This window comes from Silvimonas iriomotensis (assembly GCF_014645535.1).
In the GTDB taxonomy this organism is placed as follows: Bacteria; Pseudomonadota; Gammaproteobacteria; order Burkholderiales; family Chitinibacteraceae; genus Silvimonas; species Silvimonas iriomotensis.
On record NZ_BMLX01000003.1, the window covers coordinates 46088 to 60219 of the forward strand.

Genomic DNA, 14132 nt, shown 5'->3' on the forward strand with positions numbered 1-14132 from the left:
TCAACCCTCCCTCGGTAAATTCGTTCGGGTTTGCCATGTCGCCGCTGGCGGCATGGCTCCCTGTTATTGGATACAGCGAACCGCGCGCTGCTCTGGCAAAGGCACGCGAACGTGCCCCTGGCGTAGCCTTGTCGGGGCTGGCTGCATGACTGAATCATGCCCAGTGCACCTGACGCAGCCAGAGCAGTGCGATGTTTACTGCGATCAGCTCAGTTTGAAGCCGGAAACGGAACTCTTCAGGCCTTCGGCCAGACCGTTCAGCTGACCGACCACCACAGCGGACTGTTTCACACCGGCGGACGTTTGTTCCGTCACCGACAGAATGTCGCGCATGGAGGCGTTCACGCGGGCTGCCAGCGTGGCCTGACCTTCGGTTTCCTGCGCAATCGACTGAATCTGCACAGCCAGTTCACGCGTAACGCGTTCAATCTCGGTCAGTGCGCGACCTGCGGCGTCAGACAGCTTGGCCCCTTCCACCACACCCTGGGTGGACACTTCCATAGCGGCCACGGCGTCGTGCGTATCGGTCTGAATGGTCTTCACAATCGCGCCGATCTGCTTCGTCGCTTCGGCGGAGCGTTCCGCCAGACGCTGCACTTCTTCGGCAACCACAGAGAAGCCGCGACCGGCTTCACCGGCGGCCGCCGCCTGAATGGCCGCGTTCAGCGCCAGTACGTTGGTCTGTTCGGTAATGTCGGAAATCAGTTCCACGATTTCACCGATCTCCTGCGACGATTCGCCCAGGCGTTTAATCCGCTTCGCGGTTTCCTGGATCTGTTCGCGGATTTCGTTCATGCCCTTGATCTGGTTGTTTACCGCGCTGGCGCCCTGTTCAGCAGCAGCCAGCGAGGACTGCGCAACCTCGGCCGACTGGCTGGCGGTGTGCGACACGTCCTGGATCGAGCGCACCATCTGTTCAACGGTGTTGTTCGTGTTCTGAATTTCACGCGACTGGCGGTCGGCAGCGGCAATCAGCTCGCTCGATACGCCCTGCGCTTCGCCGGTGGCCTGACCCACCTGTTCGGTGGCGCGGTTAATACCGGTAATCAGCGAACGCAGCTCTTCAATCGTGTAGTTGATCGAGTCAGCGATCGCGCCGGTCAGGTCTTCGGTCACCGATGCACGCACGGTCAAGTCACCGTCAGCGAGGTCGGACATTTCGTTCAGCAAGCGCAAAATCGCTTCCTGGTTCTTCTTGTTTTCGCCTTCGATCTGCAGACGACGGCGTACCGATTCCTGGTTGTACACCCGTTGCAGGAAGAACAGCGCGGCCAGACCGGTACCGATGAACAAGACTTCCAGTACGGTAATCAGGATCGAGCCGGAGGTGTTTTCATACACGCTGGCCAGTTCAACCGAGTTCTTCAGCAGCGGCTCGGAATCACGCACGATGGTCTGGTTCGCCAGACGCGTGTTCACCATCGGCTGCATGTTGTGCGAGAACGAGGTCACCACAGTCTGGAAGCGCTGGAAGTAGGTCTTGATTTCCTGCAGCTTGGAGACCATGGCCGAGGTGTTGGCCGGGCGGATCTGCAGTTCGTCAGAACCATCAATAAAGCCGTTGATGATGTCACCGAACGTCGACGTATCCTTACCCAGCAAGAACACGGTTTCCGGGTTGATCAGCTCGGACGCCAGCAGGGCGTTGGCGTTCTTGGCCATACGCTGCGACAACATGGCCAGCTGGTTGGCGTAATCGAGTTCATGCGCCGTGCCGCCGCCTTCGGTCAACATGGCGGCAAACTGTTGGGTCAGTTCCAGCAGACGGGCATCGTTCTCGTTAATACCGGCAACGGACTGACCCACGGTGATCAGCGGTTGCTTTTGCTTGAGAATGGTATCCACAGTCGGGCGGCTGGGATTGGGACGGAACGACTGGGTCCACACGGTTTGCACCGAGTCGAGCGTACCGGACGGGTTACGCACAAACAGGCCGAACAGGCTGTGGCCGGAAAGGCTGTTCAAGTCGTTGTCGAAACGGTTGTAGGCGTCTTCCAGAATCTGGAACGCATCCTTGTCGCCCCGCACGGCCAGCGTTGACGCACGCGCAATCCGCTGCGACAACATCTGCATTTCCGTCGCGGTGGAACGACGTTCAGCGTTCACGCCGGAAGCCTGGAAAGCAAAGAACGCAATCAGCGCCGCGCCGACACCGGTCACGGCCACCGTACCCAGCAGCCACGCCACTTGCTGGCGGGCCGGCAGGTGACCGACCAGCGGTACCGGACGCAGAACCGCGTCTTCGTCGCCTTCGGGCAAACGCAGTTTCTCAAGAATCCACGTCGTTTTTACCGAGTCGCTTTTCTTGGGGGCGTCATCGCCAGTTTTGTTCTTGCGGCCAAACATGCCCTTCAGGCCATCCGTTTTCCGTGCCATTTTGGTGCTTCTCCCGATCCTGCTTTGCCCCTGTACGTCTGCGCGCTGGTTGCGCGTCTCACGTCAGTCGCTTGCGCGAAATCAATACAAAATAAATAAGTGCGAGATAATCCGTTGTTTATTAAGCATTTGTCCACGTTGCAAGCCAGACCGTTGCACCGTGGACACGTTCTTAATTCACACCGGCTTGTAAAAACTGCGGGTCGGTGGCCAGCCGGGCGACATCCAGTGTCTGCCAGCGCTGCCCGTTTGCGTCCCGATATGTTGCCTGCGCCCAGGCGTGGGGCTCTGCTTCAGTATCCGGCTGCATATCGGCAAGGTGCTTCAGACCGAGCATGCGATCGACCAGCACCGCCGAATGCAGAATATGGCGGGAATGCAGCAACATCAGGCGGGCGGCCGCCGTTTGCGTCAGATTCTGGCCGCCAAAAAAAGCCGAAATATCCGAAACGCTCACGAGGTTACCCCGCACGTTGGCCACGCCGCGGAACCAGTGATAAGCCAGCGGCACGCCACTGATAGGTGGTACCGGCATGACTTCGGCGACGTCTGCCAGATCCAGCAACCAGTTGCTGTCGCCAATGCGCACGCCCAGATGGGCGTCGACGTGTTCTGCCGCCGCCGCTGTTTTCAAGCGGGCGACTACGCCTTCCTGGTATTCGCGCAAGCTGATTCGCTTGGCCATGTTCATTCCCCCCGGAATCAATCCGCCCGGCCGTCTTGTCTTGTTCTGGCCGGGTTGACCACTACCGTCTTACGACAGCGCGGCGATCTTGTTGAACAGCTCTTGTGGATCGACCGGTTTGACGATGTATTCCACCGCGCCTTGCCGCTTGCCCCACACCATGTCGGTTTCCTGGTTCTTGGAAGTACACATGATGATGGGAATATGTTTCGTTACGTCGTCGCGCGAAATAATGCGCGTAGCCTGGAAGCCATTCATGCCGGGCATCACGACATCCATCAGGATCAGGTCGGGCATGATGTCCTTGACCTTGGCCACGGCTTCTTCGCCCGACTCAGCGGTCAAGACCTGATAACCGGCTTTGGTCAAGAGTTCGCCAAGGAAATGACGCTCCGTGGGAGAGTCATCCACGATCAGCACTTTTTTGATAGACATGAGACTTGGTTCCGTGTGAGGTGTTACCTGGTACAACGTGCCGGCCCTGTGATCTGGCGCCGGTCAACTGCATTCGCCCAACTTGCGTTATGACTTCTGTTACTGCGTGCTGGTGCCGCTCAACGCACAATCAACCGGCCTGACGGGCGCGGGCGTGCTGATCGACGGCCGACAACAGGCTGTCTTTGGTAAATGGCTTGGTCAGATATTCGTCCGACCCCACCATCCGGCCGCGCGCGCGATCAAACAGGCCGTCCTTGGACGACAGCATGATCACCGGCGTAGCCTTGAATCTCGGGTTTTTCTTGATCAGCGAACACGTCTGATACCCGTCCAGCCGCGGCATCATGACATCGACAAAGATCACGTCCGGATTGTGATCGCTGACTTTGGACAGCGCATCGAACCCGTCTTCGGCCAGAATGACTTCGCAACCGGCCTGACCCAGAAAGATTTCCGCGCTGCGCCGGATGGTATTGCTATCGTCAATCACCATCACTTTGACCCCGGTAAGACTGGGCATGGTGTTCCTCTCCTTACTGCAACCACTTGTCTGAAAGCGGCTGACCCGACCCGGTTGGCGACATTGTGGTTATCCCCCTCGCCAGCTTGCGCATGAACCGGTGCGCGTCAACAACGCTTGCCTTGCATCTACATCGGTAGAACCGGGTGCAACTGCGGCTATCCCTGATCTGAACATGCCTTGGGCATGATGTGTCGTGGATCATACCGGCGCATTCTCGAATTAGACAAGGCTAATGCCGCACCGTGTTGCGAGCGCAGCAGCCCCCTGCCGGATCACCCTCGTCCGCCCGAAAACCCCGTGATTTTCAAGATGTTCCGCGATTTGTGGCGGTTGGGATGACGCACGGTACAAACGCCGCGACGTCTGGCGGAAAACCGGCTCGTCACGCTTGAATTGTGAGAATGGACTTTCTTATAAATGCGTATGAAAGCAATGGATTGAGATCAGTCAATTGCTGATTCCACCACGGTCAATCCGCTGGCAGGTCATACCGCTTATCCCGCCGAGTCCCCGGTTCTGTGCACTGGCATTGCGTTGATCGGTGCGCACGACCAGCACCTTTGTGTTTTCCAACGTCAACCGCAAGGAGCAATCATGTCTCTACTCGATCAACTGGGCAGCATGCTGTCCGGTGCAGACAGCAACAACCCGTCCGCCAGTGTCCTGAGCACCTTGCTGGAGCAATCCGGCGGCGTCTCTGGCCTGATCGAAAAATTCCAGCAAGGCGGCCTTGGCGAGGTCGCCCAGTCCTGGATCAGCAATGGCCAGAATCTGCCGATCTCTGCTGATCAGGTGCAGCAAGTGCTGGGCAGCGATACCGTTGCCGCCGTGGCGCAAAAGCTGGGGGTCGATCCGCAACAGGCGGCCAGCCATATTTCTGAACTCTTGCCCAAAGCCGTGGATGGCATCACGCCCAATGGCGAGCTGCCGACGTCAGACAGCCTGCTGGCCTCGGGCATGGAAATGCTCAAGGGCAAATTGTTTGGTTGAGTCACCCGGCAGAGGGGCTCAACCTTTGCCAGTCAGACGGGCCGCCAGTGTGCGGCCCGTTTTTCTGCCTTCACGAATCGCATAATTGGTGCCACGGTCTTCCGGGTAGATCTGCGCCATCGAGGCCAGCGTCAAGCCGGCCACCGGGCCTTGTTCGGCCGGGATCAGGCGGCTGTAGTGTTTTTCTACCACCGGCTGCGACCAGCGCGCTTTCCACACATGGTGGCGGATGATCCACTCGCGGCTGAACGCGGGGAACATCTTTTGCAGATAGGGGATGGAGAAATCCAGCACCTCGTCGGCGTTCATGGTGTACAGCGCGTCGGTGTGCGGCAGGTATTTGGACAGATACACAATGTGCCGGCCGCCGTAGGTTTCGGCTTTCTCGAAATTGGTGTGTTCGATCACGCCCACAAACGGGAAGGTCGGGTCATTGACGTTCAGCCAGTAGGTTTGCGACAGGCTGCGGTCCAGCTCCAGCACCAGGCACACGTTGGCCAGATAGTGAATGCGGTTCAGCTGCGCCAGGTAGTCCGGCGCGGCCCAATGGCCGATCATGCCGGCAATCAGCGGCAGGGCGGGCGTGGCGATGATTTCATCGGCCAGTAGCGTGCCTTGCGGTGTCTCGATATGGAACTTGCCATCGATCTTTTCAAAGCGCTGCACTGGCGTGCTGGTCAGCACCTTGCCGCCCAGCCCTTCAACCTGCCGCGCCAGCGCTTCGGCCAGCGCCACAAAGCCGCCTTTGAAATACGCCAGCCGCTCTTCGCCGCCCTTGCCGCGACTGCCACCGCGCAGCTTGAGCTTGTTCCAGAACCACACGGCCGAGATATCGTCGGCCACCGGCCCGAACTTGCCCTTGAGCAGCGGTTCCCACACCACCTTGTAGACTTGCTCGCCGCCCAGCTCACGCAGCCATTCGGCCGCGGTCTTGCCTTCCAGCGCCATCCAGTCATCGACCTTGCGTGCGCGCAAGGCCAGCAGGCCCAGACGGATGCGGTTGATGAGGCTGAGCGGCGTAAAACGCAGCAGGTCTGCCGGTGTGGAGAGCTTGAAGAAGTTGTTGGCGAACCACACGCCGGTATTGGTCGGGTTGATGGCGACGTGATCGTTGAGCTTCAGTTCATCGATCAGCGTCATCACTTCACGGTCGTTGGTAAACCAGTGGTGATAGAAGCGGTCGAGCTTTTCGCCTTCCACATCAAATGCGCTGGCCAGCCCGCCAATATGGTCGTCGGCTTCCAGCACGGTGACATCGACACCGGCGCGCGCCAGTTCAAAAGCGGCGGCAAGGCCGGTGAAACCGCCGCCGATGACGGCGACGCGGGTGCTGGCGGGAAGGGCGGTCATGACATCTGGTTCCGGGGCTGGCGGGAAAGCGGGTTAAGGATGAGGTACAAGCCACCCAGCACGGTAGGCGGCAGCCAAAGCAAAAGATGCACGACCACGGCAAACGCGGCAGCGGCAGTGGTGCCGTTGCCCAGCGCCGTCATGGCGTGGACGGTGAAATAATCAAAGGTGCCGACATAGCCTGGCGTGGACGGGATCAACGTCGCCAGCGTGCCGACCGGCAAGGCCAGCCAGCCGGCGGCAGGTGCCGTCAGATCCGGCAAGGATTGCGCGGCCAGCCAGAACACAAAGCCTTCAGACAACCACGCCGCCAGGGACCAGCCCACCAGCCGCAGCATGGTGGTGCCACTGGCCAGATGCGCCAGCGTGGTCAGGCCTTTGTCGACCTCGGTGCGCAGCCTGGCGCCTATGCCCGGCGCAAAGCGGGCGATGATGGCGGTGGCGGCGCGCGCCAGCGGGGCAAAGGCTTGCGGGAACAGCAGCACCGCCAGAATGGCCAGGGCCAGCGCAAACAAAAAGCCGGCGCCAAGGCCAGAGAAACTGGCGACATCCAGCCGGAACACCATCAGCGCGGCGCCCAGCAAAACCAGCACCATCAAGAGGTCCAGCAGGCGCTCGACAAACAGCGTGGCCAGCACGGTGCCGGAGGTCGCGCCCAGGCGCTGGTTAAAGGCAAACGCGCGCAGCACGTCGCCTGCGCGGAACGGCAGCACATTGTTGGTGGCAAAACTGGCCAGCAACGGCCCGGCGCACGTCAGCCAGCGAATGCCCGGCACATCTTTGGCCAGCATGGCGCGCCAGCGGGCAATGCGGCAGCTGTAGCCGACAAAGAACGCGCCCAGCGCCGCCAGCACCCAGCCAGGCCGGGTGGCGGCCAGGGCAGAGACCAGACCATGCCAGTCGATCTGGCGCAAAATCAGCCAGGTGAACAACACCGCCAGCGCAGCGCCGATCACAAGGCGCATCAAGGATTTACCGGGTTTAGCCATACGTTTACTTGCGATCCACCACCGGGCTGCGGCTCACCGCCGGGCCGTGGCCGCCGGCATAGCCGATATATTCATCCACCACGTACAGCGGACGGCGTTTGACCTCGCTGTACACGCGGCCCATGTACTCGCCCAGAATGCCCACGCACACCAGTTGCACGCCGCCCAGGAACAGCACGGCGATCATCAGCGCGGTCCAGCCTTCGACCCAGATATTGGTGAACAAGCGCAAGGCCACGGCATACACGATGCCCAGCAAGGCCAGTGCCGCAGCCGTCATGCCGACCCCGATGGATAACTGCAGCGGCTTGCTGGAGAACGACAGAATGCCGTCCGTGGCAAAGCGGATCATTTTCTTGAGCGGATATTTGCTCTCGCCGGCAAAGCGTTCGGCGCGGGCGTAGGGCAAGGCGATCTGCCGGAACCCGGCCCAGCTGACCATGCCGCGCACAAAGCGGTCACGCTCAGGCATGGCGCGCAGCACATCCACCACCTTGCGGCTCATCAGGCGGAAATCCCCGGTATCGAGCGGGATGGGGACATCCGAGAGCTTGTTCAGCAAGCGATAGAATGTGCGCGCCGTGGATAGCTTGAACGCCGATTCACCGGGGCGATCGGTGCGGGTGCCGTAGACCACGTCGTAGCCCTCGCGCCAGCGCGCGATCATCTGGTGGACCACCTCGGGCGGGTCTTGCAGGTCGGCGTCGATCAGGACCACGGCGTCGCCATGGGCTGCATCCAGGCCGGCCGAGACCGCAATCTGGTGACCAAAATTGCGGGCAAATGCGATCAGGCGCACGTGCGGATCAGCCGCAGCGATGTCCTTGAGCAGCGCGCGCGTGCGGTCACGGCTGCCGTCATCAATGAACACCAGTTCGTAATCCAGATCGGTCAGTTCAGCGCAAAAGGCGTTGAGACGGCGCGTGGTTTCGCCAATGACTTCTTCTTCGTTGTAACACGGCACCACAATGGACAGCAGCGGGCGGCTCATGCTGGCTCCTCGCGTTTATTTGCGGACCCACAGACCCACTTGCGAGCCCGTGTCTGCGTAGAACGGATGCCAGCTGTACTGGCTGCTGATGGCGTTATTGATATTCTGCCAGGCCGTCATGCCAAGACCGCTCTCGCCACGGGTCCAGGCGATGTAGCGCACGTGGTTCAGGGCCAGCCAGTCCAGCGCATTGGGCAGTTCGCCATGGAAGAACGCCTTGGTTTTGTCCGATTGCATCCAGACATCACGCGGGGCGCCATGCCACAGGCTCACATGGTTGGGCCAGCCTTGCATGGAAATCTGATCAGAGAACAAGGCCACCAGCGTCTGGTTGGTGTAGGCGTCGCCGTACCAGTTTTCCAGCACGATGCCGCGTGGGGCATTGCGCAGATAGTTCACCAGGTCACGCGTGGCGGGCTCGTTGATATACGAATGCGTGCCATCAAGCTTGCCCATATCGCCCTTGCCGGTCTGGTACAGATACCAGGCGGTATCAAAGGCATAAGTGCACGGCAGGGCCAGCGCAATGTACGCCACCCAGCGCGCGGCCTTGCGCGGGCTGGCCAGCGCCATGGTGCCCAGGGCCAGCAGGGCGCCGCTATACATCCAGCCCCACCACTTCATGGTGGTATTGGTGCGGATGAACTTGCCGCCGGACGGGTCTTGCACGTAGATGAACTCGGACACCAGCAGCATGGCGCCAAAGGCGACGACCAGCATCAGGGCCAGCGGCCGGGTTTTTTTCTCAAACAACGCCGCAACCAGCAAAACCAGCATGGGCCAGAGGAAAACCACAAAGCGCAGGAGCGGGGTGTGATCCATCCAGCGCACCGGTTTGATCGGCGTATTGATGGCCTGGCTGGCCAGTCCGGAGAGGTACGGATACACAAGCAGCGCACCCGCCAACCCGCCGGCGATCAGCGCAGTCCAGTCTGGCGGGCGTTTTTGCTGATAACGCCAGCCGATCCAGCTAAGCAACAGCAGCGCGGAAAACGGGAAAATCCAGGTATTGGTGATCAGCATGACCGGCACGGCGCCGGCCAGCAGCGCTTGCGCCAGCTTTTGCGGCGCGGCGGGTTCATCCTTGCGGGCAGGGGCTTCCAGCCAGCCGATCAGTGCCAGCGCCAGGAACAGCAAAAAGAAGCTGCCCAGCGGCGGATGATAGTCGCCCAGGTAGAACTGGTAACCGAAGTTCTCCATGGGGATTTCGCGCACTTCGAAATCCGGTGCGGGTTTGTCGGCATCGGCCAGCGGCGGGAACAGCGCGCGGCCAAAATCGGTGCCTTGTTCGCGCAGGCGCAATTCATAGTTGCCGATAAAACGCGCGGTGCCCCACATGTAGTCATTGGCCGCCCAGTCCGCCGGGGTGGACGGGTTGTCATGGGCCACCAGGTGCATGAGCGGGGTGATGCCGGTGCCACCCAGCGCCAGTGCCGCAATCAGCAGTAGCCGCGGGGCCAGGCGTGCAACAAAGCGGCTGGCGAAATCCCAGGCCAGCGACAGCGACATGGCCATGACCAGCGCAAACGCGATGTTGTAGGTAAAACCGGCTTGCCAGCCAAACAGCCGGCCCATCAGCGCCGCGCCGTAATGCTGGAAGGCGTAGTAGAAATCAAAGTGATGCGGCGGGTACCAGATATCCAGCGGCGGCAGCGTGTCACCGGGAAAATAGTTCTGCATGAAATACAGATCGGTGACGCGCTCGGACGTGGGGTAAATATCCGGCAGCAAGAATTTCCAGGCCAGTCCGTACAGGAACGCTAGCCCGAACACCAGTTCTGATGCCCGGAACAGGCGGCTTTTCAACTCCGGCCGATGCAGCCACAACAGACCCAGCGCCACGGCGGTGGTCAGCGGCCAGGCCCAGCTGATGCGGCCCAGCCCGACAAAATGCTCCAGCGCGCACAGCACCAGCGTGATGCCCAGTACCCCCGCCGCGCGGGCAATCGGCAGCGGCAACCAGTGGCTGAGCGAGACGCTGACACTGGCCAGATGCAGCCACAACAAGATCAGGCTGCCAAGCAGGAAAATCATGTTCATGGTGTTGATGCCTTGTTCTTTTCTTTAGCGGCGAAGTTCCCACAGACCACGCGGATCACCCGGGTTGTCTACGAACGGGTGCCAGAGATAGCGGCTGCCCAGGAGGTCCTGCATGCGGGCAAAGGCGGCCGGGTCGCGCTGCTGGTCGAATGAACTCCACACGATGTAGCGCACATTGCGCGCGGCCAGCCACTGCGCGGCATCCGGCAGGCTGCCGTGATACAGCGCGCGGATGAAGTCAGCGTCACGATTGATAAACCAGGGGTGATCGCGCCACAGTCCCTCGTGATCCGGCCAGCCCAGCGCCGAGGGTTGACCGCTATGCAGGGCAAAGGCGCCGTGCGGGCTGTAAGAGCCGTTATCCAGCCCTTCCAGCACCAGCCCTTTGGGCGCGCTGCGCAGGTAATTGAGGATGGCGCGCTGGCCCGGGTCATCATTCAGCCAGCCATCGCCAGCAAGGCGGCCGGCGTGCGGGCGCGGATGATGCATCCAGTACTGCGCTTGCGGGATCAGGTACAGACAACTGGCCAGCAGCGGCACGCAAGCCAGCACGCGAATCACCTTGCGCGGGGAGGCCAGCGTCAGCGTACCCAGCAACACCATCGCGGCCGGGTAAAGCCAGGACCACCACTTGAGCGTGGTATTGAAGCGGTTATAACGGTCGCCCAGCGGGTCATCGACGAAAAAGATCTCGGTGATGGCCAGCAAGATCAGCACCATCCAGCCAGCCCACCAGGTACGCGGCTGTTTCGGGCCGCCCACCAGGGCCAGGACCGCCAGCGTCAGCACCGGCCACCAGAGGCCCAGGAACTGGCGGATTGGGGTGTGATCCAGTGCGTTCACCAGTGCGATATGCGTGGGCACGGCATTGGGCGCAAAGTGCAGCATGAACGGGTAAATCAGCGCGCCGCCGACCACGCCACCCAGCACCAGGGCCAGCCAGTGCGGATTGTGGCCGCTGCGCCAGCGCCAGACGCACCAGCCCAGTACCAACAAGGCTTGCAGCGGCAGCGTCCACGGGTTGAGTGCCAGCAGCACCGGCAGGCTCAGGCCCAGCAAAAAGACACCCGTCCCGGCTGCCGGGGCTGTTTCATCGGCCTCGTCCTGGGCAGATGGGCTGAGGCGGGCCGGGGCCTCCACCGCGCCAATCAAGGCCAGCACAAAGAGCAGCAGGGCAAAGCCACCGACCGGCGGGTGCAGATCGCCCAGATAGGTGTAATAAGAGATCGTTTCCAGCGGCAGTTCACGCGGCTGGAAATCCGGTAACGGTTTGTCTTCTGGCGCCAGCGCCGGGAACAGCGCGCGGCCCAGCGTGGTATTGACTTGCTGATCGTACAAACCGGCAAAGCGCGTATTGGCCCACAGGCGGGTCACGGCGTTGGCATCGGCCGCGCTTGCCGTATCGCCAGGCAGATCGTAGATCACCGGGATCAGCGGTGCGACGCCGGTGCCGCCCACGGTCAGCGCAGCGACCACCAGCAGGCGCGCGCCAAAGCGTTTGAGGAAACGCCCGGTGAGGCTCCAGGCCAGGCTGGCGGTAAAGGCAAAGGTGGTGCAAAAGCCCAGATTCATCGCCCGGCCTGCATCCAGATTCAGAATGCGTCCTTGCAACGCCGTGGCGTAATGCAAAAAGCCGTAATACATATCAAAGCGATAGCCGGGCAGCCATTGATCCGGCGGCGGCAAGGTATCGCCGCCCAGATAATTGGCGACGAAATACAGATCGGTCAGATGCTCTGACTGCGCGTCGATATCGGGAAAGGCGTAGCGCCAGGCCAGCGCAAACAGGAAAGCCAGCGCAAAGGGCTGTTGTTTGTCCCACCAGGCGCTGCTGGTCAGACGCCGGTTCAGCACCAGCACAGCGGCTGCCGTGCTGATCGGCCAAAGCCAGGCCAGCTTGCCCAGCCCGACAAAGTGCTCGACAAAAAACAGCACAAGGCACAGCAGCAACACGCCTGCCGCCCGCGCCAGATCAGTATCGCCGCCAAAACGGCGTTCAAGGCACTGCGCTATCCCCGCCAGATTGACCACCAGGATCAATAGCGTCAGCAAAAGGGCTATGGGGCCCATTGTTCTCCCTCCTCCGGGAACCGGATCGCTCCGTCGGGTCGCCCGCAATGCGGTTACGCCCTGGTGTTGGAGTGCGTCCGGGTTTCTATCATGCTTTGGCCTCAGGCGGAACAATCTTGCCAGGGCGCTTTGCTATAAGTTGTGCTGCGTACTATGCCAGAACTTGTTGCGCCGGGGCCAACCGGACACGAAAGGACAGATGGCACTTGCAACAACCCGGTGCGGCGGTTCCAATGCCGGCATGAAATTGTCTTGCCGCTCTGGCTGCGGTGCCTGTTGCATTGCGCCGTCCATTACCAGCCCCTTGCCGGGCATGCCCCAGGGCAAGCCGTTGTCCACTTAATTACACCTTATGATTTGTCGCCCTGATTGCGGTGCGTGCTGCACTGCTCCTTCTATATCCAGTCCCATCCCTGGAATGCCAAATGGCAAGGCCGCGGGTCAACGTTGCGTCCAGCTAACGGCAGATAATCTTTGCCGCATCTTTGGCCAGCCGGAGAGGCCATCATGTTGCTCAGGGTTGCAGGCGTCTCTGGAGATGTGTGGCTCGACGAGGGAGGAGGCGATGCTTTGGCTAACCCAATTGGAAGTGGCCACCACGCCCTAAAAAAATGGCCGTCCACGAGGCAGGGGAGGAAACGGCCTAGATAGATTTATTCACCATCGTCATCTGCGTTCGAAACCAAGGGTGAGGGCAGCCAAGTCGATGGCCTCGACGAGCAAGTCTTCGTTGCCGGCATCCCCCGCGGCATCGATGAACAAAGCAAGTGAATCGGCGATTTCTTCGGATTTACCGCCGCTAACACTGAGCGCTTTGGCTGTACGGTAAAGGTCTGCAAGAATCGGTGTGGTCATAGACTCTCGTCTGATTGGTGTGAAATGGCAACGTGGGGCGTCGAACCTGACCGCTGTTACCGACGTAATGGGTGGGGTCCTTATGTTTCGACGACGACGCACCGATTACTCACGGCAGGGGGGAGTGTTAAACCTTGATTGCCACCCGGTCAATGCCCTGGAGAAGGGTGCTGCACACGTTTCTTTGTTGCATAACTCATTGATTATAAATGGTATACCGTAGAAATGGTGACTCCGCAAGCTGGGTTGGCGTCAATTGCCGGATGTAGGTAGATACCTTTTCTTCGCTTCGAGAAATAATGGAATTAGCAGTGAGGCGGAGGATTGTCCGGACTCAAAGGATTTGCTTGCCTTTGCAGTTCAGGGTTTAAAACACCTGATGTAAAGACACCCTTCACACCTCGACTGACATGCCCAAACTACAACTCGAAGCGGAGAAAACAGTTGAGTTCACACAGCGTCATTGCCTCGCTCGTTGGAACTGGGGCGAGCGATTTCCTTGATTTGGACATTAGCCGGTGTTTCGTCCCCGGTTGGCTAAGCAAAAATGGTGACTACCATCAGGTTTATGTCCGTGGTCCGAACGCGGGAGTTTGCCATCCGGCACATAGACTGGTTTTCAACTTGTTGCTCTGCCAGCTACCAAGCCCTAATACTTTCGTGCTTCATCGTTGTGGGAACCCGGGGTGCATCAATCCGTATCATCTATACGCGGGTGGCGTCGACGAAAACAAACGAGATGAGAGGATGCATGCGAAGGTAGGCAAGCAGCGGGTTCCTGTTGAAGCAAATCGTGAGAGGGGAGGTAGTTCTTTACTAAGGCCC

12 protein-coding genes are annotated in these 14132 nt (G+C 60.3%); 2 read left to right on the forward strand and 10 right to left on the reverse strand.

Going from position 1 to position 14132, the window contains the following annotated elements; all coding sequences use genetic code 11:
• Nucleotides 1-204: 204 nt before the first annotated feature.
• The 4 genes from IEX57_RS11755 to IEX57_RS11770 form a co-directional block, all read right to left on the reverse strand.
• Nucleotides 205-2376, reverse strand: a complete 2172-nt coding sequence (locus tag IEX57_RS11755; protein WP_229708992.1) for a methyl-accepting chemotaxis protein — start codon at nucleotides 2374-2376, stop codon at nucleotides 205-207.
• A gap of 172 nt (nucleotides 2377-2548) precedes the next feature.
• Nucleotides 2549-3061 carry a chemotaxis protein CheW gene (locus IEX57_RS11760; protein WP_188704568.1) on the reverse strand — a complete coding sequence of 171 codons (513 nt, stop codon included), beginning with the start codon at nucleotides 3059-3061 and terminating at the stop codon, nucleotides 2549-2551.
• Between the two features lie 69 nt (nucleotides 3062-3130).
• Complete coding sequence (locus IEX57_RS11765) at nucleotides 3131-3496, reverse strand: response regulator (protein ID WP_308423796.1); 366 nt, start codon at nucleotides 3494-3496, stop codon at nucleotides 3131-3133.
• Between the two features lie 130 nt (nucleotides 3497-3626).
• Nucleotides 3627-4019: a response regulator gene (locus tag IEX57_RS11770; protein WP_188692146.1), complete on the reverse strand. Its 393-nt coding sequence runs from the start codon at nucleotides 4017-4019 to the stop codon at nucleotides 3627-3629.
• 597 nt (nucleotides 4020-4616) lie between these two features.
• Between IEX57_RS11770 and IEX57_RS11775 the strand changes: the two genes are divergently transcribed.
• Nucleotides 4617-5012, forward strand: coding sequence for a YidB family protein (locus tag IEX57_RS11775; protein ID WP_188704569.1), 396 nt, complete (start codon nucleotides 4617-4619; stop codon nucleotides 5010-5012).
• An 18-nt stretch (nucleotides 5013-5030) separates the two neighbouring features.
• Here the strand turns inward: IEX57_RS11775 and IEX57_RS11780 are convergent, their stop codons facing one another.
• From IEX57_RS11780 to IEX57_RS11800, 5 genes are read right to left on the reverse strand one after another with little or no spacing between them, the layout of a single operon-like run.
• A complete protein-coding gene (locus tag IEX57_RS11780; RefSeq protein WP_188704570.1) occupies nucleotides 5031-6362 on the reverse strand; it encodes an NAD(P)/FAD-dependent oxidoreductase in 1332 nt (443 codons plus the stop codon).
• Nucleotides 6359-7351 carry a lysylphosphatidylglycerol synthase transmembrane domain-containing protein gene (locus tag IEX57_RS11785; protein ID WP_188704571.1) on the reverse strand — a complete coding sequence of 331 codons (993 nt, stop codon included), beginning with the start codon at nucleotides 7349-7351 and terminating at the stop codon, nucleotides 6359-6361. Before IEX57_RS11785 ends, IEX57_RS11780 begins: the two co-directional genes overlap by 4 nt.
• 4 nt (nucleotides 7352-7355) lie before the next feature.
• Complete coding sequence (locus tag IEX57_RS11790; protein WP_188704572.1) at nucleotides 7356-8342, reverse strand: glycosyltransferase family 2 protein; 987 nt, start codon at nucleotides 8340-8342, stop codon at nucleotides 7356-7358.
• A 15-nt stretch (nucleotides 8343-8357) separates the two neighbouring features.
• Nucleotides 8358-10382 (reverse strand): DUF2298 domain-containing protein, encoded by a 2025-nt coding sequence (locus IEX57_RS11795; RefSeq protein ID WP_188704573.1) that lies wholly within the window; start codon nucleotides 10380-10382, stop codon nucleotides 8358-8360.
• Nucleotides 10383-10406: 24 nt separating this feature from the next.
• Complete coding sequence (locus IEX57_RS11800) at nucleotides 10407-12452, reverse strand: DUF2298 domain-containing protein (RefSeq protein ID WP_188704574.1); 2046 nt, start codon at nucleotides 12450-12452, stop codon at nucleotides 10407-10409.
• Between the two features lie 352 nt (nucleotides 12453-12804).
• Here IEX57_RS11800 and IEX57_RS11805 point away from each other — a divergent pair, with 352 nt between their 5' ends.
• The gene (locus IEX57_RS11805; RefSeq protein ID WP_188704575.1) at nucleotides 12805-13059 is read left to right on the forward strand and encodes a YkgJ family cysteine cluster protein; all 255 of its coding nucleotides are present in this window, start codon (nucleotides 12805-12807) and stop codon (nucleotides 13057-13059) included.
• Nucleotides 13060-13118: 59 nt separating this feature from the next.
• On the opposite strand, the gene IEX57_RS11810 is transcribed toward IEX57_RS11805, so the two are convergent.
• The gene (locus IEX57_RS11810; RefSeq protein ID WP_188704576.1) at nucleotides 13119-13307 is read right to left on the reverse strand and encodes a hypothetical protein; all 189 of its coding nucleotides are present in this window, start codon (nucleotides 13305-13307) and stop codon (nucleotides 13119-13121) included.
• Nucleotides 13308-14132 lie beyond the last annotated feature (825 nt).

Excerpts from the sequence above, each read along its gene's own strand:
- IEX57_RS11755 (WP_229708992.1), bottom strand. The coding sequence starts at position 2,376 with ATGGCACGGAAAACGGATGGCCTGAAGGGCATGTTTGGCCGCAAGAAC.
- IEX57_RS11760 (WP_188704568.1), bottom strand. The coding sequence starts at position 3,061 with ATGGCCAAGCGAATCAGCTTGCGCGAATACCAGGAAGGCGTAGTCGCC.
- IEX57_RS11765 (WP_308423796.1), bottom strand. The coding sequence starts at position 3,496 with ATGTCTATCAAAAAAGTGCTGATCGTGGATGACTCTCCCACGGAGCGT.
- IEX57_RS11770 (WP_188692146.1), bottom strand. The coding sequence starts at position 4,019 with ATGCCCAGTCTTACCGGGGTCAAAGTGATGGTGATTGACGATAGCAAT.
- IEX57_RS11775 (WP_188704569.1), top strand. The coding sequence starts at position 4,617 with ATGTCTCTACTCGATCAACTGGGCAGCATGCTGTCCGGTGCAGACAGC.
- IEX57_RS11780 (WP_188704570.1), bottom strand. The coding sequence starts at position 6,362 with ATGACCGCCCTTCCCGCCAGCACCCGCGTCGCCGTCATCGGCGGCGGT.
- IEX57_RS11785 (WP_188704571.1), bottom strand. The coding sequence starts at position 7,351 with ATGGCTAAACCCGGTAAATCCTTGATGCGCCTTGTGATCGGCGCTGCG.
- IEX57_RS11790 (WP_188704572.1), bottom strand. The coding sequence starts at position 8,342 with ATGAGCCGCCCGCTGCTGTCCATTGTGGTGCCGTGTTACAACGAAGAA.
- IEX57_RS11795 (WP_188704573.1), bottom strand. The coding sequence starts at position 10,382 with ATGAACATGATTTTCCTGCTTGGCAGCCTGATCTTGTTGTGGCTGCAT.
- IEX57_RS11800 (WP_188704574.1), bottom strand. The coding sequence starts at position 12,452 with ATGGGCCCCATAGCCCTTTTGCTGACGCTATTGATCCTGGTGGTCAAT.
- IEX57_RS11805 (WP_188704575.1), top strand. The coding sequence starts at position 12,805 with ATGATTTGTCGCCCTGATTGCGGTGCGTGCTGCACTGCTCCTTCTATA.
- IEX57_RS11810 (WP_188704576.1), bottom strand. The coding sequence starts at position 13,307 with ATGACCACACCGATTCTTGCAGACCTTTACCGTACAGCCAAAGCGCTC.